Source organism: Rhodoferax sp. GW821-FHT09E07 (genome assembly GCF_059416145.1).
Genome location: NZ_JBWKOP010000001.1, coordinates 481,239 through 499,433 on the forward strand (window position 1 = coordinate 481,239; position 18,195 = coordinate 499,433).

At 60.4% G+C, this 18,195-nt stretch carries 22 protein-coding genes; 13 read left to right on the plus strand and 9 right to left on the minus strand.

The window, feature by feature from the left end:
* Nucleotides 1-4: 4 nt before the first annotated feature.
* The 6 genes from AC07OE_RS02375 to AC07OE_RS02400 all read right to left on the minus strand — a co-directional run bounded on the left by AC07OE_RS02375 (nt 5) and on the right by AC07OE_RS02400 (nt 4,597).
* Nucleotides 5-283: an FAD assembly factor SdhE gene (locus AC07OE_RS02375; protein WP_495068955.1), complete on the minus strand. Its 279-nt coding sequence runs from the start codon at nt 281-283 to the stop codon at nt 5-7.
* A gap of 22 nt (nt 284-305) precedes the next feature.
* Nucleotides 306-1,010, minus strand: a complete 705-nt coding sequence (locus AC07OE_RS02380; protein ID WP_310341583.1) for a succinate dehydrogenase iron-sulfur subunit — start codon at nt 1,008-1,010, stop codon at nt 306-308.
* Nucleotides 1,011-1,037: 27 nt separating this feature from the next.
* On the minus strand, nt 1,038-2,828 hold the full coding sequence (sdhA, locus tag AC07OE_RS02385; protein WP_495068956.1) for a succinate dehydrogenase flavoprotein subunit: 1,791 nt from the start codon (nt 2,826-2,828) through the stop codon (nt 1,038-1,040).
* 27 nt (nt 2,829-2,855) lie between these two features.
* The gene (gene sdhD, locus AC07OE_RS02390) at nt 2,856-3,221 is read right to left on the minus strand and encodes a succinate dehydrogenase, hydrophobic membrane anchor protein (protein ID WP_495068957.1); all 366 of its coding nucleotides are present in this window, start codon (nt 3,219-3,221) and stop codon (nt 2,856-2,858) included.
* A gap of 20 nt (nt 3,222-3,241) precedes the next feature.
* Nucleotides 3,242-3,685, minus strand: a complete 444-nt coding sequence (sdhC, locus tag AC07OE_RS02395; RefSeq protein WP_495068958.1) for a succinate dehydrogenase, cytochrome b556 subunit — start codon at nt 3,683-3,685, stop codon at nt 3,242-3,244.
* A 105-nt stretch (nt 3,686-3,790) separates the two neighbouring features.
* Nucleotides 3,791-4,597, minus strand: a complete 807-nt coding sequence (locus tag AC07OE_RS02400; protein WP_495068959.1) for a GntR family transcriptional regulator — start codon at nt 4,595-4,597, stop codon at nt 3,791-3,793.
* A gap of 189 nt (nt 4,598-4,786) precedes the next feature.
* Here AC07OE_RS02400 and AC07OE_RS02405 point away from each other — a divergent pair, with 189 nt between their 5' ends.
* The 7 genes from AC07OE_RS02405 to AC07OE_RS02435 all read left to right on the plus strand — a co-directional run bounded on the left by AC07OE_RS02405 (nt 4,787) and on the right by AC07OE_RS02435 (nt 12,294).
* Nucleotides 4,787-5,776: a malate dehydrogenase gene (locus tag AC07OE_RS02405; protein ID WP_495068960.1), complete on the plus strand. Its 990-nt coding sequence runs from the start codon at nt 4,787-4,789 to the stop codon at nt 5,774-5,776.
* 16 nt (nt 5,777-5,792) lie between these two features.
* Nucleotides 5,793-6,839, plus strand: coding sequence for an HpcH/HpaI aldolase/citrate lyase family protein (locus tag AC07OE_RS02410; protein WP_495068961.1), 1,047 nt, complete (start codon nt 5,793-5,795; stop codon nt 6,837-6,839).
* A 14-nt stretch (nt 6,840-6,853) separates the two neighbouring features.
* Nucleotides 6,854-7,414, plus strand: a complete 561-nt coding sequence (locus AC07OE_RS02415; RefSeq protein ID WP_495068962.1) for a hypothetical protein — start codon at nt 6,854-6,856, stop codon at nt 7,412-7,414.
* Nucleotides 7,415-7,479: 65 nt separating this feature from the next.
* Nucleotides 7,480-10,077 carry a bifunctional aconitate hydratase 2/2-methylisocitrate dehydratase gene (gene acnB / locus AC07OE_RS02420; RefSeq protein WP_495068963.1) on the plus strand — a complete coding sequence of 866 codons (2,598 nt, stop codon included), beginning with the start codon at nt 7,480-7,482 and terminating at the stop codon, nt 10,075-10,077.
* 75 nt (nt 10,078-10,152) lie between these two features.
* The gene (locus tag AC07OE_RS02425; protein WP_495068964.1) at nt 10,153-10,521 is read left to right on the plus strand and encodes a DMT family protein; all 369 of its coding nucleotides are present in this window, start codon (nt 10,153-10,155) and stop codon (nt 10,519-10,521) included.
* Nucleotides 10,522-10,614: 93 nt separating this feature from the next.
* On the plus strand, nt 10,615-11,262 hold the full coding sequence (locus AC07OE_RS02430) for a DUF47 domain-containing protein (protein ID WP_495068965.1): 648 nt from the start codon (nt 10,615-10,617) through the stop codon (nt 11,260-11,262).
* A 21-nt stretch (nt 11,263-11,283) separates the two neighbouring features.
* Nucleotides 11,284-12,294: an inorganic phosphate transporter gene (locus AC07OE_RS02435; protein WP_495068966.1), complete on the plus strand. Its 1,011-nt coding sequence runs from the start codon at nt 11,284-11,286 to the stop codon at nt 12,292-12,294.
* Here AC07OE_RS02435 and AC07OE_RS02440 read toward each other — a convergent pair.
* Together AC07OE_RS02440 and AC07OE_RS02445 are read right to left on the minus strand one after the other, a co-directional pair.
* Nucleotides 12,275-12,748 (minus strand): hypothetical protein, encoded by a 474-nt coding sequence (locus AC07OE_RS02440; protein ID WP_495068967.1) that lies wholly within the window; start codon nt 12,746-12,748, stop codon nt 12,275-12,277. The genes AC07OE_RS02435 and AC07OE_RS02440 overlap by 20 nt on opposite strands.
* Nucleotides 12,745-13,278 (minus strand): GNAT family N-acetyltransferase, encoded by a 534-nt coding sequence (locus AC07OE_RS02445; RefSeq protein ID WP_495068968.1) that lies wholly within the window; start codon nt 13,276-13,278, stop codon nt 12,745-12,747. The genes AC07OE_RS02440 and AC07OE_RS02445 overlap by 4 nt, the downstream gene beginning before the upstream one ends.
* Nucleotides 13,279-13,397: 119 nt before the next feature.
* Between AC07OE_RS02445 and rpsP the strand changes: the two genes are divergently transcribed.
* The 6 genes from rpsP (at nt 13,398) to AC07OE_RS02475 (ending at nt 17,261) form a co-directional block, all read left to right on the plus strand.
* On the plus strand, nt 13,398-13,649 hold the full coding sequence (gene rpsP / locus AC07OE_RS02450; protein WP_310341612.1) for a 30S ribosomal protein S16: 252 nt from the start codon (nt 13,398-13,400) through the stop codon (nt 13,647-13,649).
* A 57-nt stretch (nt 13,650-13,706) separates the two neighbouring features.
* Nucleotides 13,707-14,270 (plus strand): ribosome maturation factor RimM, encoded by a 564-nt coding sequence (rimM, locus tag AC07OE_RS02455; protein ID WP_495068969.1) that lies wholly within the window; start codon nt 13,707-13,709, stop codon nt 14,268-14,270.
* An 11-nt stretch (nt 14,271-14,281) separates the two neighbouring features.
* Nucleotides 14,282-15,028, plus strand: a complete 747-nt coding sequence (gene trmD, locus AC07OE_RS02460; protein ID WP_495068970.1) for a tRNA (guanosine(37)-N1)-methyltransferase TrmD — start codon at nt 14,282-14,284, stop codon at nt 15,026-15,028.
* A 113-nt stretch (nt 15,029-15,141) separates the two neighbouring features.
* Nucleotides 15,142-15,513, plus strand: coding sequence for a 50S ribosomal protein L19 (rplS, locus tag AC07OE_RS02465; protein WP_105260385.1), 372 nt, complete (start codon nt 15,142-15,144; stop codon nt 15,511-15,513).
* 104 nt (nt 15,514-15,617) lie between these two features.
* The gene (locus AC07OE_RS02470; protein ID WP_495068971.1) at nt 15,618-16,292 is read left to right on the plus strand and encodes a CoA pyrophosphatase; all 675 of its coding nucleotides are present in this window, start codon (nt 15,618-15,620) and stop codon (nt 16,290-16,292) included.
* 48 nt (nt 16,293-16,340) lie between these two features.
* Nucleotides 16,341-17,261 (plus strand): cobalamin biosynthesis protein, encoded by a 921-nt coding sequence (locus AC07OE_RS02475; protein WP_495068972.1) that lies wholly within the window; start codon nt 16,341-16,343, stop codon nt 17,259-17,261.
* On the opposite strand, the gene rsgA is transcribed toward AC07OE_RS02475, so the two are convergent.
* Entirely contained in the window at nt 17,262-18,191 is a 930-nt protein-coding gene (gene rsgA, locus AC07OE_RS02480; protein WP_495068973.1) for a ribosome small subunit-dependent GTPase A, read from the minus strand.
* Nucleotides 18,192-18,195: the final 4 nt, after the last annotated feature.

Sequence of the window (18,195 nt, forward strand, 5' to 3'; positions counted from 1 at the left end):
CCTTTCAGAGAGGTTCTCTCAACATTTTCAAAACTTCGTGCACGTCCGCGCGGTCCAGTTGCGTATCTACCTGGGCGAGCGATTTACGTGCCAGTTGCACGTCCAGTAGGTCGTTGTCGCTCAGGTCCATGAGGGCCGCCAAGGCATCGGCTTGGCGTACCGTCAAAGAAGGACTGAACCGCTGGAAGAAGCGCTCAATGAACAAGTCGTTCTCCAGCAGGCCACGGCGGCAACGCCACTGCAGCTTGCCCAAGGCCCGTTCGTCAATCAGTGCTTCGGTCACGTGCTACTTGCCTGGTAGAAGGTCAGACAGTCCGCAGGACCATCATTTCCTTGATCTTGCCAATCGCCTTGGTGGGGTTCAAGCCCTTGGGACACACGTCCACGCAGTTCATGATGGTGTGGCAGCGGAACAGGCGGTAGGGGTCTTCCAGATTGTCCAGGCGCTCACCGGTGGCCTGGTCGCGGCTGTCCGCGATGAAGCGGTAGGCCTGTAGCAAACCGGCAGGGCCCACGAACTTGTCAGGGTTCCACCAGAAGCTGGGGCAGGAGGTGGAGCAGCTCGCGCACAAGATGCATTCATACAAGCCGTTGAGCTCTTCGCGCTCTTCAGGCGATTGCAGGCGTTCTTTCTCGGGCGGTACGGTGTCGTTGATCAGGTAGGGCTTGATCGAGTTGTACTGCTTGAAGAAGTCCGTCATGTCCACGATCAGGTCGCGGATCACGGGCAGGCCGGGCAGGGGCTTCAGCACGATCTTGCCAGGCAAGGTCAGCATATTGGTCAGGCAGGCCAGACCGTTCTTGCCGTTGATGTTCATTGCGTCCGAGCCGCACACGCCTTCGCGGCAGGAGCGGCGGAAGGAGATCGTGGGGTCCACGGCCTTGAGCTTCATCAGCGCGTCCAGCAGCATGCGTTCGTGGCCGTCGAGTTCCACCTCGATGTCCTGCATGTAGGGCTTGGCGTCCTTGTCCGGATCGTAGCGGTAGATGGAGAAAGTGCGTTTGGTCATATTCTGTATCTCTCGAATTTGCTACGTTTAGAAGGTGCGGACCTTCAAGGGCACAGAGTCCACCGTCAAAGGCTTCATCTGCACGGGCTTGTACGACAGGCGGTTGCCTTCGCTGTACCACAGCGTGTGCTTGTGCCATTCTTTGTCGTTGCGGCCGTTGGGGTGTTCGGCTGAGTCGCTGTAGTCGTCCACGGTATGGGCGCCCCGGCTCTCGTGGCGGGCAGCGGCGGACACGATGGTGGCCTGGGCCGCTTCGATCAGGTTCTCGACTTCCAGCGCTTCGATGCGCGCGGTGTTGAACACCTTGGACTTGTCCTTCAGGTTGATCGCATTGACGCGGTCACGCAGGGCGGCGATCTTGGTCACGCCTTCGTCCATGCTCTTCTGAGTGCGGAACACGCCCGCGTGTTGCTGCATGGCGGCGCGCATGTCATTGGCCACGTCCTGGGCGTATTCGCCCCTGGTGGCGTTGTCCAGGCGGGAGACGCGGGCCAGCGTGCGGTCGGCCGCGTCCTTGGGCAGGGGCTTGTGGATCTTGTTGTTCTTGACGAAGTCCACGATGTGGTTGCCGGCTGCCCGACCAAACACCAGCAAGTCCAGCAACGAGTTGGTACCGAGGCGGTTGGCACCGTGCACCGACACGCAGGAGCATTCGCCTACGGCGTACAGGCCACCCACAACTTGGTTGTGCACGTCACCGTTCTGCACGACGACTTGGCCGTTGATGTTGGTGGGAATGCCACCCATCTGGTAATGGATGGTGGGCACCACGGGGATAGGCTCCTTGGTGATGTCCACGTTGGCGAAGTTCACACCGATTTCATACACCGAAGGCAGGCGCTTGTGGATGGTGTCGGCCCCCAGGTGGTCCAGCTTCAGCAGCACGTAGTCCTTGTTGGGGCCGCAGCCGCGGCCTTCCTTGATTTCCTGGTCCATGGAGCGGGACACAAAGTCGCGCGGTGCCAAGTCTTTCAAGGTGGGCGCATAGCGCTCCATGAAGCGCTCACCATTGCTATTGAGCAGAATCGCGCCTTCGCCGCGGCAGCCTTCGGTTAGCAGCACGCCGGCACCGGCCACGCCGGTGGGGTGGAACTGCCAGAACTCCATGTCTTCCAGCGGGATGCCAGCGCGCGCTGCCATGCCCAAGCCATCGCCGGTGTTGATGAAAGCGTTGGTGGAGGCGGCAAAGATACGGCCGGCACCGCCAGTGGCCAAGAGCGTGGTCTTGGCTTCCAGGATATGGATGTCACCGGTTTCCATTTCCAGGGCGGTCACACCCACCACGTCGCCATCGGCATCGCGGATCAGGTCCAGGGCCATCCACTCCACGAAGAAGCTGGTCTTGGCTGCCACGTTTTGTTGGTACAGCGTGTGCAGCATGGCGTGGCCGGTACGGTCGGCTGCGGCGCAGGCGCGTTCCACGGCCTTCTCGCCATAGTTGGCGGTGTGGCCGCCAAACGGACGCTGGTAAATCGTGCCATCAGGGTTACGGTCAAACGGCATGCCCATGTGCTCCAGGTCGTAGACGACCTTGGGCGCTTCGCGGCACATGAATTCGATGGCGTCCTGGTCGCCCAGCCAGTCGGAGCCCTTCACGGTGTCGTAGAAGTGGTAGTGCCAGTTGTCGTCGTTCATGTTGCCCAGCGAGGCACCGATGCCACCTTGGGCCGCCACGGTGTGGGAACGGGTGGGGAACACTTTGGACAGCACGGCGACGTTGAGGCCGGCGCGAGCCAACTGGAGGGACGCGCGCATGCCGGAGCCACCGGCGCCGACGATCACGACGTCAAATTTGCGTTTGGATACGGAGTAAGACATGAATGGATTGCCTGTTATGAGGGGAGATCAGAGACGCCACAGGACCTGAATGGCCCAGCCAGCACAGCCGACGAGCCAGACGATGGAAAACACCTGCAGGGACAGGCGGATGGAGACGGGCTTGACGTAGTCCATCCAGATGTCACGCACGCCGACCCACACGTGGTACAGCATGGCCACAATGACCGAGAAGGTCAAAACCTTCATCCATTGGGCGGAAAAAATGCCGGCCCATTTGTCGTAGCCAATGGGGCCACGGGAAAAAATCACCTGGGCCAGCACCACCAGGGTGAACAAGGCCATTAGCACGGCGGTGACGCGTTGCGCCAACCAGTCACGCAGGCCATAGTGCGCGCCAACGACGACACGCTTGGAACCATAATTCACTGCCATTTTTGAATTCCTTTTTGTAGTTAGTAGGCGCCAAACAGCTTGAGTGCCAAGGCCAGTGTCAGCACCGAGCCCAGGGTCAGCGTCACGATGGCCGAGGAACGGCCGAACTCTTTGCTCACTGCATGGTTGATGTCCATCCACAGGTGACGCAGACCGGCAATGAAGTGGTGCAGGTAGGCCCAGATGATGGCCAGCGCCACCAGTTTGACGAACCAACCAGGCACAAAACCCAGGCCCGCGGTGAATGCGCTGCTGAACTTTGCAAATGAGATTTCCGAGGATACGGAGGTGTCAAACATCCAGATAATGAAAGGCATCAGGATGAACATGATGGCGCCGCTGATGCGATGCAGGATGGACACCCAGCCAGCGGGGGGCAAACGGTAAGTGGGCAGGTCCGACAAGGCGTTGATGTTGCGGAATTCGGGCCGCGGGCGTTTGGATGCAGAGGCGAGCTCAGTCATGGATGGGCTTTCTTGGAGGTAACTTGTTTGTAATTTTTGGCGCAGCCAGCCAAAATTCTATTGCACCGCACCAATCTGACGTTGGACTTGCACGGTAAAGACTGCTCAATTTAGCGCATTTCGATAGTAGTGTGTGTCGGTCAGGTACAGGCCGCGCCGCATTTCCATGGGCGTGTCGTTATAGGTGAAGGCTGTGCGTTCCACGCTCAGCAGCGGTGTTTGTTGGGTGGTGTGCAACAGCCCGCATTGCTCGGCATCGGGCAGCACCGCACGGATTTTTTCTTCAGCGCGGACCATCCGCACACCAAACTCGGTTTCAAACAGTGCGTACATCGGGCCGTCGTAGCCCGCCAAGCGCTCGGCCGTCAGCCCTTTGAAAGGCGTGCCGGGCAACCATAGGTCTTCCAGAATCGTTGGTACGCCCGCAAACGACAGCACACGCCGCACCTGCAGCACCGCGTCGGCGGGCCGCAATGCGAGGGCGCGTGCGACTTCGGCAGAGGCGCGCAGACGCTTGCAGTCAATGATCTTGCGTTGGGCCGGGCCCTCGCTGTTGGGGTCGCCGTTGTCGGGGAAGAGTTTGAGGAAGCGGTACTGCACATGGTGCTCGGCATGGGTGGCCACAAACGTGCCTTTGCCCTGGCGGCGCACCAGCAGGTTTTCTGCGGCCAGCTCATCAATCGCTTTGCGCACTGTGCCCTGGCTGACCTTGAAACGTGCCGCGAGCTCCAGCTCGCTGGGTATGGCGGCGCTGGGCTTCCATTCGCCACTCTGCAGGCTTTGCAGCATCAGCACCTTGATCTGCTGGTACAGCGGGCTGAATGCCGGGGTGAATGAGGGGCTGCTGGCCGTGCCTGCCTCGGCATCTGCGGAGGCAGAGGTGTCGCTCGAAGAGGGAGGAATGGCGGCCATGGTGGGAGGAGTTGCGTCAGCTACAGGTCAGTCTCGAAATTATCCTCAATCATATCTTATATAAGACATAAGACAAATTGACGCGGTGCAGAAATCGGGAGTAAACTCCCGCGCATTCTGCAGCGCAACACGGATTGCGAAAAGCGCTGGTCCCACGCCGTTTTCACCACACTTCCTGGAGTTTTTACCATGAGCAAGAAACCCGTCCGCGTTGCCGTTACCGGTGCAGCAGGCCAAATTGGATACGCCATTCTGTTCCGCATCGCCTCTGGCGAAATGCTGGGCAAGGACCAGCCTGTTGTTCTGAGCCTGCTGGAAGTTCCGGTTGAAAAGGCCCAGCAAGCGCTGCAAGGCGTGATCATGGAGCTGCAAGACTGCGCGTTCCCTCTGCTGGTGGGTATCGAAGCGCACAGCGACCCGATGGCTGCATTCAAGGACGTGGACTACGCTCTGCTGATCGGTTCGCGCCCCCGCGGCCCCGGCATGGAACGTGCCGAACTGCTGGCCGTGAACGCCGAAATCTTCACCGCCCAAGGCAAGGCCCTGAACGCTGTGGCCAGCCGTAATGTGAAGGTGCTGGTGGTGGGCAATCCCGCCAACACCAATGCCTACATCGCCATGAAGAGCGCGCCCGACCTGCCACGCAAGAATTTCACCGCCATGCTGCGCCTGGACCATAACCGTGCGCTGAGCCAGATCGCCGCCAAGACCGGCAAGGCCGTGGCCGACATTGAAAAAATGGCCGTATGGGGCAACCACTCGCCCACCATGTACGCCGACTACCGCTTCGCTACCATCAACGGCCAAAGCGTCAAGGCCCTGATCAACGACGAAGTGTGGAACAAGGACACCTTCCTGCCTACCGTGGGCAAGCGTGGTGCGGCCATCATCGCTGCACGCGGTGTGTCCTCCGCAGCGTCTGCTGCCAACGCGGCCATCGACCACATGCGCGACTGGGCCCTGGGCACCAACGGCAAGTGGGTCACCATGGGTATCCCGTCTGACGGCCAATACGGCATCCCCAAGGACACCATGTTCGGCTTTGCCGTGACCTGCGAAGGCGGCGAGTACAAGCTGGTGGAAGGCCTGGATGTGGATGCGTTCTCGCAAGAGCGCATCAACGTCACGCTGAAAGAACTGCAAGACGAGCAAGCTGGCGTTGCCCATCTGCTGAAGTAAAAAAAGCCAAGGGCCCATGCATCCGCGTGACGTTCTTCTTGGCGCCCAGGGCGCGGCGGGTGTGTTACCCGTCTGCGACCACTACAGCGGCGTCGAGGCGCGGATGGTCAAAAGCCTGCAACTGCAGGCCGAGATGACCGAAGAGTTCGGGGCCTGCGTCTTCGACGTGACCCTGGACTGCGAAGACGGTGCACCTGTCGGGGGTGAAGATGATCATGCCAATATGGTCGCAGCCCTCGCCAATGCTGCGCAAGCAGCTCCCAATTTAATAGCAAAAGGCTTGCGCCGCAGGATCGGTGTGCGCGTGCACGCCGTGGGCCATGCGGAATTCGCCTCGGATGTGCAGACCGTGGTGGGGCTGGCCGGCGCGTCGCTGAGCTACATCATGGTGCCCAAGGTGGAGTCGGTCTGGGATGTGGACCGTGCGGTGGCTGCAGTCAACGCTGCCACTGCGCCTGGTGTGGCTCCGCTGCCATTGCATGTGCTGATCGAGTCGCCAGCTGCAGTGCATCGTGCCTTTGAGATTGCGGCGCATCCGCGGGTGCAGTCGGTAAGCTTCGGGTTGATGGACTTTGTTTCCAGCCACGGCGGCGCCATTCCTTCATCGGCCATGGGTGTGCGTGCAGCGAGTGACAGTGCGACGCTGGACCAGTTTCACCACCCGCTGGTGGTACGTGCCAAGCTGGACATTGCCAGTGCTTGTCATGCGTACGGCAAGGTACCTTCGCACTGCGTCGTCACGGAATTCAAAGACCCTGCCGCCTTGCTGCGCGCTGCCCGAACGGCAGCCCAAGCCTTGGGGTTCACACGCATGTGGAGCATCCATCCGGACCAGATTCGTCCGATTCTGGAAGCCTTTGCGCCCACAGAGGATGAAGTGGCCTTGGCCGCGCACATCGTGCAGGAGGCCCAGCGCCAGGAGTGGGCGCCGATTTCTGTGGAAGGCCAGCTGCATGACCGTGCCAGCTACCGCTATTTTTGGCAGGTGCTGGAGCGGGCGCACCAGACCGGCCGCGCCTTGCCTGCGCAAGCGGCAGCCTATTTTTCTACCTCGGTCCGTTGAGTTTGGAGTTCACCATGTTGAAGTCGTCGCTGTGGGGTGTGTTGCTGGTACTGGTCATGGCGCCCTTGGCCCAGGCCGCGAGCCCGACCACCAAGCTGAAGAAAGTTGCCAAACCCCACGTGGTGGTGACACCACCCGAGGTGGTGGAGGCCGAACCGGCCGAGTTGAGCCCGGAGCATCTGGCCGTAGCGCGGCGCATCGTTGTAGGCACCGTACCCTGTGAGCTCGGCGCGCAGGTGAAGATTTCGGCCCATCCGACCTGGGCCGGCCGCTTCGTGCTGGAACACGGACGCCGGAAATACCAGATGGTGCCGGTGCCCACCAGCACCGGTGCAGTGCGCTTGGAAGATCCTGCGAGCGGTGCTGTGTGGTTGCAACTGGCTAATAAATCGATGCTGATGGACCAGAAGCAGGGCCGGCGCCTGGCCGATGCCTGCATGAATGCCGAACAAACCGTGGTGGCCGAGGCGTTACTGCGCAACCCGGCACCGAGCTTGCTTGAGCCTCTGGACAAGGCGCCCCTGGCGGCGTCTACTGAATCCAGGGCTGACGCGGTGGCTACTGCTACCAAATAGATAGCTACTAACGGAGCCTCCACGGGGGCTGCGGTGGTGTTTTATTGTTACTGAAGGAGAAAATGATGTTGAAAGCCTACCGAGACCATGTGGCCGAACGTGCTGCGCTGGGGATTCCTCCGCTGCCGTTGTCCGCCAAGCAGACCGGCGAACTGATCGAGTTGCTGAAAAGCCCGCCCGCCGGTGAAGAAGCGACGCTGGTAGACCTGATCACGCACCGCGTGCCTGCTGGTGTGGACGATGCGGCCAAGGTCAAGGCCAGCTACCTCGCTGCCGTGGCCCACGGTACCGAGCAGTGTTCGCTGATCTCCCGCGCCCGCGCTACCGAACTGCTGGGTACCATGCTGGGCGGCTACAACATCAGCCCGCTGGTCGATCTGCTGGACGATGCGGCCGTGGCCAAGGAAGCCGCTGAAGGCCTGAAGAAAACCCTGCTTATGTTCGACCAGTTTCATGACGTCAAGGAAAAGGCCGACAAGGGCAACGAATTCGCCAAAGCCGTGCTGCAAAGCTGGGCTGACGCCGAGTGGTTCACCAGCCGCCCCGAAGTGCCACAAAGCATCACCGTCACCATTCTGAAGGTCACTGGCGAAACCAATACCGACGATCTGTCCCCCGCGCCTGACGCCTGGAGCCGCCCCGACATTCCTTTGCATGCCTTGGCCATGCTGAAGAACAAGCGCGACGGCATCACGCCCGAGGAAGACGGCAAGCGTGGTCCGGTCAAGTTCATCGAAGACCTGCGCGCCAAGGGCAATCTGGTGGCCTACGTGGGTGACGTGGTCGGCACCGGCTCCAGCCGCAAGTCCGCCACCAACTCGGTGCTGTGGTTCACCGGCGAAGACATCCCGTTCGTGCCGAACAAGCGCTTTGGCGGCGTCTGCCTGGGCACCAAGATCGCGCCCATCTTCTACAACACCATGGAAGATGCGGGTGCGCTGCCGATCGAAGTGGACGTGAGCCAGATGAACATGGGCGACGTGGTTGAGTTGTTGCCTTACGCCGGCAAGGCGCTGAAGGATGGCAAGGTGATTGCCGAGTTCGCGGTCAAGAGCGAAGTGCTGTTCGATGAAGTGCGCGCCGGCGGCCGTATCCCTCTGATCATCGGTCGCGGCCTGACCGCCAAGGCGCGCGAAGCCCTGGGCCTGGCGCCCTCCACACTGTTCCGCCTGCCCCAGAACCCCGCTGACAGCGGCAAGGGCTTCAGCTTGGCGCAGAAGATGGTGGGCCGCGCCTGCGGTCTGCCAGAAGGCCAGGGCGTGCGCCCCGGTACCTACTGCGAACCCAAGATGACCTCGGTCGGTTCGCAAGACACGACAGGCCCGATGACCCGCGACGAGCTGAAAGACTTGGCCTGCCTGGGCTTCAGCGCCGACCTGGTGATGCAATCCTTCTGCCACACGGCCGCCTACCCCAAGCCCGTAGACGTGAAGATGCACCACGAGTTGCCTGAGTTCATCAGCACCCGCGGCGGCATCTCGTTGCGTCCGGGTGACGGCGTGATCCACAGCTGGCTGAACCGCTTGCTGCTGCCCGACACCGTGGGCACTGGTGGCGATAGTCACACGCGTTTCCCGATCGGGATTTCCTTCCCCGCAGGCTCCGGTCTGGTGGCGTTCGCCGCGGCCACCGGTGTGATGCCGCTGGACATGCCTGAGTCGGTGCTGGTGCGCTTCAAGGGCAAGATGCAAGACGGCGTGACGTTGCGTGACCTCGTCAATGCGATCCCTCTGTACGCCATCAAGGCCGGTTTGTTGACCGTCGAGAAGAAGGGCAAGAAGAACATCTTCTCCGGCCGCATTCTCGAAATCGAGGGCTTGCCAGACTTGAAGGTCGAACAAGCGTTTGAGTTGTCCGACGCGTCGGCCGAGCGCTCTGCCGCCGGCTGCACGGTGCACCTGAACAAGGAGCCGATCATTGAGTACATCAATTCCAACATCACGATGATGAAGTGGATGATTGCCAATGGCTACTCTGATGCCCGCACGCTGGCTCGCCGCATTGCCGCGCAGGAAGCTTGGCTGAAGGATCCGCAGCTGCTGAAGGGCGACGCTGACGCTGAGTACGCCGCCGTTATCGAAATCGACCTGGCCGATATCCACGAACCCATCGTCGCTTGCCCGAACGATCCGGACGACGTGAAAACATTGGCAGAAGTCGCTGGTGCCAAGATCGACGAAGTGTTCATCGGCTCCTGCATGACCAACATCGGCCACTTCCGCGCAGCCTCCAAGCTGATGGAAGGCAAGCGAGACATCCCGGTCAAGCTGTGGGTCGCGCCTCCGACCAAGATGGACGCCAAGCAACTGAGCGACGAAGGCCACTACGGTGTGCTGGGTAGCGCCGGTGCGCGCATGGAAATGCCGGGCTGCAGTTTGTGCATGGGCAACCAGGCGCAGGTGAAGGAGGGCGCAACCGTGTTCTCTACGTCCACCCGCAACTTCCCCAACCGTCTGGGCAAGAACAGCAATGTGTACCTGGGTTCTGCCGAATTGGCTGCGATCTGCTCCAAGTTGGGCCGCATCCCGACCAAGGAAGAATATCTGGCCGATATGGGCGTGCTGACCGCTGCCAGCGACAAGGTGTACCAGTACCTGAACTTTGACAAGATTGATGACTACACCGAGTCTGCGGCGACGGTGAAGGACGGCGTGACTGCCTAAGCTGCAGCCTCTTTAGCGCAAAAGCCTCGTGGTGAAAACTACGGGGTTTTTTTTCTGGATGGGGATAATCGGGCCATGAACTTTCTCAGCAGCATCCCCCTTTCCCTGCAGACCATTCTCCTGTTGGTGGCCAGCAATGTGTTTATGACCTTTGCGTGGTACGGCCATCTGAAGAGCCTTGCCACCGTGCCCTGGTACACCGCTGCACTGGTGAGCTGGGGCATCGCCCTGTTCGAATACCTTCTGCAGGTGCCAGCCAATCGCATTGGCTTCCAGCAAGCCGGTTTTTCGGTGGCCCAACTCAAAATCATGCAGGAAATCATCACGCTGACGGTGTTTTTGCCGTTTGCCATGATTTACCTGAAACAGCCCTTCAAGCTGGACTTCGTTTGGGCCGGGCTGTGCATGGTGGGTGCGGTGTACTTTATTTTCCGCAGCGGCTGATCGCGTCTGATACCCCCGGGTTACGGGCGGTTAAACTCCGCGCAACCCAGATTTGGTCACAAGACCGACATATTTACTCGTTAGGAGCCAGCGATGCTGTTTGGAAAGTTGTTGCCACGCGAAGGCAATTTTTTTGAAATGTTCAACCAGCACGCGGACCGCATCGTGGAGGCCGCACAGGCCTTCTCCAAGCTGGTGGCCAACTACAACGACCTGGATTTGCGTGCCAAGTACAACCAGGAAGTAGACGACGCCGAGCGCGCCGCCGACCGCGTCACGCACGATGTCAACAAGGCCATTCACATCACCTTCATCACGCCCATCGACCGTGAGCAGATCCACTCCTTGATCAACACCATGGACGACGTGGCTGATTTGATTCAAGACTCGGCCGAAACCATGGCGCTGTACGACGTGCGCCACATGACCGAAGAAATCGTGCGCTTGACCGATCTGAGCGTGAAGTGCTGCGAGCGCCTGCGCGATGCCGTCAAGCTGCTGGACCACATTGCTGACCACCACACGGCCGAAGCTGCGCTGAAGACCTGCGAAGAGATCGATCGCTTGGAGTCTGACGCTGACCGCGTGATGCGCACCGCCATGAGCAAGCTGTTCCGCGAAGAGGCGGATGTACGCGAACTGATCAAGCTCAAGGCCATTTACGAACTGCTGGAAACCATCACCGACAAGTGCGAGGATGTGGCCAACGTGATCGAAGGCATCATTCTCGAAAACTCCTGATCCGGACTGCGGTACCTAGTTATGCAAAACGTACAGGCAGCCCTGTGGGTGGTGATGTTGCTGGTGGCATTGGCCATCATGTTCGACTTCATGAATGGATTTCATGATGCGGCGAACTCGATTGCAACCGTCGTGTCCACCGGTGTTCTGAAGCCCGGTCAAGCGGTGTTGTTCGCGGCATTCTTCAACCTGATTGCCATCTTTATCTTTCACCTGAGCGTGGCGGCAACCGTTGGCAAGGGGATCGTGCAGCCCGGTGTCGTGGACGTGCACGTGGTCTTCGGCGCCTTGGTGGGCGCCATTTCCTGGAACGTCATTACCTGGATTTACGGTATCCCGAGTTCGTCATCGCATGCGCTGATTGGGGGCATCGTGGGCGCGGTCATCGCCAAGTCAGGCGCGAGTGCCCTGGTCTCTGAGGGAATTCTGAAAACTGTCGCCTTCATCTTCATCTCGCCCTTGCTGGGTTTTGTGCTGGGATCGATGATGATGGTCTTGGTTGCATGGGTATTCCGCCGCACCCGGCCGTCCCGCATTGACAAGTGGTTCCGCCGCTTGCAATTGCTGTCTGCCGGTGCCTACAGCCTGGGCCACGGCGGCAATGATGCGCAGAAAACCATCGGCATCATCTGGATGATGCTGATTGCCACCGGCTACGTGGCCGCTGAGGATAAATCGCCACCTTCATGGGTGATCATTGCGTGCTATACCGCCATCGGAGCAGGCACCATGTTTGGTGGCTGGCGCATTGTGAAAACCATGGGTCAGAAGATCACCAAGCTCAAGCCCGTGGGTGGCTTTTGCGCCGAGACCGGCGGAGCGTTGACGCTATTTCTTGCCACTGCGCTGGGTGTTCCTGTTTCCACGACGCATACCATCACGGGCGCCATCGTGGGCGTGGGCTCCACCCAACGTGCCAGCGCCGTGCGTTGGGGCGTAGCTGGCAACATTGTGTGGGCTTGGGTCTTGACGATTCCTGCCGCGGCATTTGTTGCCGCCATCGCCTACTGGGTCAGTCTGCAGATTTTTTAATCGGAGCCGGCTGCGACAGCGATGCAGCCCCCTCAACCTGGTACTCAAAGTAACGCTGGAAGCTGAAGGCAATACTGGCCATCAGCACCGTAGTGCCCACGGCCAGCGCAGTGCCAACGCCCACAATGGTGGTCCAATGCGTGGCACCGGCCGCTGCGTCTGCCGGTGCTTGTGCGTTGAAGCGCTGGTTCCACTTCTCGGGTGCCATCAGTCCATAGACGATGGCGTTCAGTGCGCATCCTGCCAGGGTAAAGCCGAGCATCGGTATCAACAGCCAACTCCATAGGTCGTCCACGCCCAGGCTGTGCGCACGCCATACGCCGTAGGCTCCCAGCAAGGTCGGAATTGGCAACAGGCGGGCCAGTGTGTCGTAGCGCCCCAACAGGTACCAACGGTGCAGACCCAGGGCGCCCAGCATAAAAGTCAGCCATACGGCCAGTGTCTTGTTTTTCATGCGGCGATGTCCACAGCAGCAGTGCTGTTGCCTGCGCCGATGAAGCGTTCCATCAGCACCACATCCAGCCAGCGCTCAAACTTCCATCCACAGGCAGACAAAACCCCGACTTGCGTGAAACCGCAGCTGCGGTGTACGCCGATGGAGCCCTGGTTGGCCGAGTCACCGATGACCGCAATCAGTTTACGTACGCCAGCACGTTCGGCCTGGGCCATCAACTCCTGCAACAGCAGGCGTCCCAATCCTCGTCCCGCGGCTGCGGGCGCCAAATAGATCGAGTCTTCTGCAGAAAAGCGGTAAGCCGGGCGGGGTTTGAACCAGTTGCAGTAGGCAAAGCCGATGACACCGGTACCATCCTCCAGCACCAGGTAGGGCAGTCCTTTGGACAACACGTCCGCACGGCGGGAGGCCATATCGGCCTCGGTGGGGGGGGTGATCTCAAAAGTGCCGGTGCCGTGGAGTACGTGGTGGGCGTAAATGGCGGTCATGGCGCCGACGTCGTTATCGGTGCTGGGGCGAATTTTTGTCATGAAGATGGAAAACGTTATAATGGAGAGCTATTCAGAGTGTCACTGGCCGGGTGGCCAGTTGCGTGTCTCAACTTTGAATTTAATGGCTGAATCTTTTTCAGTCACCCAAAGGATAAATCATGGTCGTCATTCGACTCGCCCGTGGCGGTGCAAAAGCTCGCCCGTTTTTCAATATTGTTGTTGCTGACAAGCGTACCCGTCGTGACGGCCGCTTCATTGAGCGTATCGGTTTTTACAACCCTATCGCTACTGCCAACGAAGAAAGCATCCGTATTGCCCAGGATCGCCTGACCTACTGGAAGGGCGTTGGCGCCCAAGCGTCTCCCACTGTGGAACGCCTGATCAACCAAGCTGCCAAAAAAGCAGCCTGATGGGTTCTGTCGGTCGAGCGGCGCAAGCCGCCTGACCGACACCATTTTCCCCGAACCATGCTTGCTGGCCTCGAAGCTGCTGAACTGCCAGCGGACGCCATTGAAGTGGGGCGCATCGCAGATGCGTGGGGGATCAAGGGCTGGTTCAAGGTCCTGCCCTACAGCGCCGATCCCGAGGCGCTTTTTTCTTCCAAGCGCTGGTTTTTGTTGCCGACCGAGAAGGGTGTGAAAACCTTCACGGGTACGGTACAGATGGCGGTGAAGGAAGTGAAAGAACACTCCGACACCGTGGTGGCCTGCGCCCGCAATGTCGATGACCGCAATGCCGCCGAGGCGCTGCGCGGTGCGCGCATTTTTATCTCGCGCGCCAGCTTTCCTACAGCCGCCCAAGACGAATACTACTGGGTCGATCTGATCGGCCTGACGGTGGTGAACCGCCAGGACGAGGACTTGGGCGTTGTGCGCGAATTGCTCTCCACCGGTCCACAGACCGTGCTGGTCATCGCGTATGCGCAGGACGGCAAACCTCAGGAGCGCATGATTCCGTTCGTTTCTGCCTACGTGGACGACGTGGACCTAGCAGCCAAGCGCATCCGCGTGGACTGGCTTGCCGACTACTGAGCGACAAGCGCATGCGCTTTGACGTCATCACACTGTTTCCTGAGCTGTTTGAACCGTTTCTCAAGATAGGCATCACGCGCCGCGCTTATGAGACCGGTCAGGTGCAGGTGGAGCTGACCAATCCCCGTGACTTTGCCAGTGGCAATTACCGCCGCGTCGATGACCGCCCCTTTGGCGGAGGTCCGGGCATGGTGATGATGGCAGAGCCACTGGAGAAAGCGGTGCTGGCCATACGTGCCAGCCGCAATGACAACGCGCCTGTGCTGCTGTTTTCCCCGATTGGACAAACGCTTAACCACGCGGCTGTAGAGCGCTGGTCGGCCAGCGAAGGTGCCATTCTGGTATGTGGCCGCTACGAGGGCATTGACCAGCGGTTTATCGATCGCTATGTCGACGGGCAGATCAGCCTCGGTGACTTCGTGCTGTCCGGTGGTGAGCTGGCGGCGATGGCCATGCTGGATGCCATCGCACGTCTGCAACCCGGTGTGCTGAGCGACGCGGACAGCCACCACCAGGACAGTTTCAACCCTGCGCTGGATGGGTTGTTGGACTGCCCGCACTACACGCGCCCGGAAGCCTGGTCAGAGTTGCCCGTGCCAGCGGTTCTGATGTCGGGCCATCACGAGCAGATCGAGCGCTGGCGGCGCGAGCAGCGCCTGGCGCTGACCGCTCAGCACCGCCCCGATCTGCTGGAAGCCGCGCGCCAACAAGGCTTGCTGGACAAGCGAGACGAGCAGTATTTGGCCGGTAAAGCCTAGACTGCTATAATGGAAGGCTAACCGATCCTCTGCTCGGCCAGGCCACGCTTCTAGGGAAGACGTTGGTTGGCACCAATTCCGGTGCCGGCGCTTGCAAGATCACGAAGGAAATCATGAACCTGATCCAAACTCTTGAGCAAGAAGAAATTGCTCGCCTGGGCAAGACCATCCCAGAATTCGCCCCCGGTGACACCGTGGTGGTGAGCGTGAACGTTGTTGAAGGCACACGCAAGCGCGTGCAGGCCTACGAAGGTGTGGTGATTGCCAAGCGCAATCGCGGCCTGAACAGCGGCTTCATCGTGCGCAAGATCTCCAGCGGCGAAGGCGTGGAACGTACGTTCCAGACCTACAGCCCCCTGATCGCCAGCATCGAAGTCAAGCGCCGCGGTGATGTGCGCCGTGCCAAGCTGTACTACCTGCGTGACCGTAGCGGCAAGTCGGCACGTATCAAGGAAAAACTGCCAGCCAAAAAGACAGCCGCGTAATTCGACGCACTGTTTTGGCAAAAAAGCCACCCCAGTTCAGGCTGCGGTGGCTTTTTTCATGGCCGCCTGGATCGATCTGTTGTTTCTGATGGGTATGATTTCCCGTGGCCGTTCCTCCCTTGTTTGATCCCAGTCTGGTACCCGTCGTGCGCACGGACCACCATTTGCCCGCCGTGGCCCCACAGGCGTTGCAGAGCGCCGCGCTGCGACTGCGGTTTGCCCACTCTCCCGCTTGGTCACCCCAGTTCCACACCGAGCCCAAATTTTCCAGCCGCGCGCCGGCCCATGCCTCCGTGTTGATTCCTCTGGTGCTGCGCGATCAGCTCACCGTGCTGCTAACCCAACGCACCGCGCACTTGTCCAGTCATTCGGGGCAGGTGGCGTTTCCTGGCGGCAAGGCCGACCCGGACGACGCGGATGCGGTAGCGACGGCGCTGCGCGAGGCGCAGGAAGAGATTGGTTTGGACCCCGGCCACGTGGAGGTGATTGGCAGCATGCCCACTTACACTACGGGAAGTGCCTATGTGGTGACACCTGTGGTGGCCTTGGTGCACCCTGAGATGGCGTTGGTGCCCAACCCTGACGAGGTGGCGGATGTGTTTGAAGTCCCTTTGCAATACCTCATGAATCCCGCCCACCATCGTCACCACGTGGTGGAGTGGGAGGGTTCCCGCCGCGAGTGGTTGTCCATGCCATACCAGGATGGCGCAAACCAGCGCTTCATCTGGGGTGCCACGGCCGGCATGTTGCGCAATCTCTACCAGTTTTTGCAGGCCTAGCCGTGCGGGCGCGGCGTACTGCGGTGGTCAGGTCGCTATGATTGCCGCATGAGTTTTATCTCCATTTTGTTGGCCTTGTTGTTGGAACAGGCCAAGCCCTTGCCCCAGGTGAATCCGGTGCACAACAGCGTGCGCAACTGGGTGCGTTGGGTCATGCGCAATTTCGACGCGGGCAAGCCCCAGCATGGTTGGCTGGCGTGGTCGCTGGCAGTGGCTGGCCCCTCGCTGCTGGTACTGGGTGTGCATTGGCTGCTGGTCTGGCAGCTGGGCTGGGCGTTTGCAGTGGTGTGGAACGTGGCCATCCTGTATGCCACGCTGGGATTTCGTCAGTTCAGCCACCATTTCACGCAGATCCGCGATGCGCTGGATGCGGGGGACGAAGCGGCTGCCCGCGCCGCCTTGGCGGGCTGGATGCGCATTGACGCCAGTGCGCTGCCGCGCAGCGAGATCGTGCGCCATGTGATCGAGTATTCGGTGCTGAGCGCACACCGCCATGTGTTCGGTGTGTTTGCCTGGTATTCGCTGCTGGCGGCCCTCGGTTTGGGCCCTGCGGGCGCGGTGTTCTACCGCGTCAGCGAGTACATCTCGGTATTTGCCAAACGGCCCATGCGGCCCGAACTGCCCCCGGTGAGCGATGCGGTGCGTGGCCAAGCTGCCCGTGCCTGGGCAATGGTGGACTGGCTGCCCTCACGTGTGACAGCACTGAGCTTTGCATTTGTCGGCAGCTTTGAAGAGGCCGTGGACAGCTGGCGCCGCCATGAAGCGGTGCATCCCCTGGACAACGACGGTGTGGTGCTGGCCGCCACGGCTGGCGCAGTGAATGTGCGCCTGGGGGAGGACGATCCAGCCGCCAGCGGCCAAGTGCCCGAACCGGCCCATTTGCGGGCCGTGGTGGGCCTGGTGTGGCGCACCGTCGTCATGTGGATGGTGTTTCTGGCGCTGCTGTCGCTGGCCCGTTTACTGGGCTGATCAGTACCGCGTTTGTGACAACTCGGCAAATAAGTCGCTATAGATTTTGTAGCGATTGGCGCCGATTCCGTGGGGGGCAGGGCCCTCTTTGACTTTCAAGATCACGCCGCAGCCGGGCTCGTGCAAGTGGCTGCAGTTGTAGAACTTGCACTCCTGCGCATGCGCTTTGATATCCGGCATCAGGCTGGCCAGGTGCATGGGGTCGATGTGGTTGAGCCCAAATTCCTGAAAACCGGGTGAGTCGATCACGGCAGTGGTCCTGGCCGCATCGACCCAGTACAGGTTGGTACTGGTCGTGGTGTGTTTGCCGGAGTTCAGCGCGGTGGAGATTTCGTTGGTCAGCACTTGCGCGTTGGGAATCAACCGGTTGATCAGCGTGCTTTTGCCCGAGCCAGACGGGCCCAGCACCAGCGTGGTCTTGCCTTGCATCAGCGGCATCAGCGCTTCCAGCTCCGTGGCGCTGATGCCATCGGCTTTGGGCTTGAGGGCGAGGGGCACCACCTGGTAGCCCATTTCGCGGTACGCCCCCATGCGCTCCCAGGCACGGCCGAACGGCTCGGTCAGATCACTCTTGTTCAGCGCAATGATGGGGCGGATCTTTTCGGCCTCGGCCGCGATCAGTGCGCGGCTCAGTTGGCTTTCGGAAAACTCGGGCTCGGCGGCGATGAGGATCAGCACTTGGTCCAGGTTGGCAGCAAAGGATTTGGTGCGAATTTCGTCCTGCCGGTAAAACAGGTTGCGGCGCGGCAGCACTTTCTCGATGGTGCCTTCGTCTTCTGTGGCCTGCCACAGCACCTGGTCGCCCACCACGGTCTGGCTTTTTTTGCCGCGCGGGTGGCAGATCAGGCGGCGGCCATCGGGCGTTTCCACCCACACGTGGCGGCCGTGGCCAGCCACGACGATTCCGGGTTCCAGTTGAGGCGCAGCCAAAGCG

Coding starts and splice junctions, on each gene's coding strand:
- AC07OE_RS02380 (WP_310341583.1), bottom strand. CDS start 1,010: ATGACCAAACGCACTTTCTCCATCTACCGCTACGATCCGGACAAGGAC.
- sdhA (WP_495068956.1), bottom strand. CDS start 2,828: ATGTCTTACTCCGTATCCAAACGCAAATTTGACGTCGTGATCGTCGGC.
- sdhD (WP_495068957.1), bottom strand. CDS start 3,221: ATGGCAGTGAATTATGGTTCCAAGCGTGTCGTCGTTGGCGCGCACTAT.
- sdhC (WP_495068958.1), bottom strand. CDS start 3,685: ATGACTGAGCTCGCCTCTGCATCCAAACGCCCGCGGCCCGAATTCCGC.
- AC07OE_RS02400 (WP_495068959.1), bottom strand. CDS start 4,597: ATGGCCGCCATTCCTCCCTCTTCGAGCGACACCTCTGCCTCCGCAGAT.
- AC07OE_RS02405 (WP_495068960.1), top strand. CDS start 4,787: ATGAGCAAGAAACCCGTCCGCGTTGCCGTTACCGGTGCAGCAGGCCAA.
- AC07OE_RS02410 (WP_495068961.1), top strand. CDS start 5,793: ATGCATCCGCGTGACGTTCTTCTTGGCGCCCAGGGCGCGGCGGGTGTG.
- AC07OE_RS02415 (WP_495068962.1), top strand. CDS start 6,854: ATGTTGAAGTCGTCGCTGTGGGGTGTGTTGCTGGTACTGGTCATGGCG.
- acnB (WP_495068963.1), top strand. CDS start 7,480: ATGTTGAAAGCCTACCGAGACCATGTGGCCGAACGTGCTGCGCTGGGG.
- AC07OE_RS02425 (WP_495068964.1), top strand. CDS start 10,153: ATGAACTTTCTCAGCAGCATCCCCCTTTCCCTGCAGACCATTCTCCTG.
- AC07OE_RS02430 (WP_495068965.1), top strand. CDS start 10,615: ATGCTGTTTGGAAAGTTGTTGCCACGCGAAGGCAATTTTTTTGAAATG.
- AC07OE_RS02435 (WP_495068966.1), top strand. CDS start 11,284: ATGCAAAACGTACAGGCAGCCCTGTGGGTGGTGATGTTGCTGGTGGCA.
- AC07OE_RS02440 (WP_495068967.1), bottom strand. CDS start 12,748: ATGAAAAACAAGACACTGGCCGTATGGCTGACTTTTATGCTGGGCGCC.
- AC07OE_RS02445 (WP_495068968.1), bottom strand. CDS start 13,278: ATGACAAAAATTCGCCCCAGCACCGATAACGACGTCGGCGCCATGACC.
- rpsP (WP_310341612.1), top strand. CDS start 13,398: ATGGTCGTCATTCGACTCGCCCGTGGCGGTGCAAAAGCTCGCCCGTTT.
- rimM (WP_495068969.1), top strand. CDS start 13,707: ATGCTTGCTGGCCTCGAAGCTGCTGAACTGCCAGCGGACGCCATTGAA.
- trmD (WP_495068970.1), top strand. CDS start 14,282: ATGCGCTTTGACGTCATCACACTGTTTCCTGAGCTGTTTGAACCGTTT.
- rplS (WP_105260385.1), top strand. CDS start 15,142: ATGAACCTGATCCAAACTCTTGAGCAAGAAGAAATTGCTCGCCTGGGC.
- AC07OE_RS02475 (WP_495068972.1), top strand. CDS start 16,341: ATGAGTTTTATCTCCATTTTGTTGGCCTTGTTGTTGGAACAGGCCAAG.